2 pseudogenes are annotated in these 504 nt (G+C 68.7%); one reads left to right on the top strand and one right to left on the bottom strand.

The annotated features are described in order from the left end of the window. Positions 1–93 (top strand): annotated as a pseudogene (locus tag A5699_RS30330) (hypothetical protein); the annotation flags it as partial. 36 nt (positions 94–129) lie between these two features. On the opposite strand, the pseudogene A5699_RS28735 reads toward A5699_RS30330, so the two are convergent. Next, positions 130–504: pseudogene (locus A5699_RS28735) on the bottom strand (transposase family protein); the annotation flags it as partial.

The following is a 504-nucleotide window of genomic DNA, read 5'->3' as shown; positions in this document are numbered from 1 at the left end:
GCGGTACGGCCGCGCAGCGGTGTCTCGCGACGCTGTGGGCGCTGCGCGCGTAAGGCACCCTGGTATGACCGGGGCGAGGGCCGCCGTTGCTGGCGCGCTCTGGACTGGGGCACGGTCCAGGTTGTTTTGGAGGCCGATGCGCCGCAGATCAGCGAACCTGTCAAAGGTCTTCTCGGTGTCGGCCCACACCCGGGCCACAATCGCCCCAACCGTGCGCCAGGCGATCCGCATCAACTCGCACACCGCCGATTTCGAACACGCCACCGCCAGCCAGGCCACCGTGTCATCGAAGGTCAAAGTGTGCCCGGCGTGATGACGTGCCCATGGCACCGACACCACCGTCGGTCCATGCTCTGGACAATTCACCCGCGGCGCATCGGCCTCCAAAACAACCTGGACCGTGCCCCAGTCCAGAGCGCGCCAGCAACGGCGGCCCTCGCCCCGGTCATACCAGGGTGCCTTACGCGCGCAGCGCCCACAGCGTCGCGAGACACCGCTGCGCGG

This window comes from Mycobacterium sp. E802, assembly GCF_001666875.1.
Lineage (GTDB): Bacteria > Actinomycetota > Actinomycetes > Mycobacteriales > Mycobacteriaceae > Mycobacterium.
Note: the sequence above shows the minus strand (reverse complement) of the source record. Positions and strands in the feature narration are given on the sequence as shown.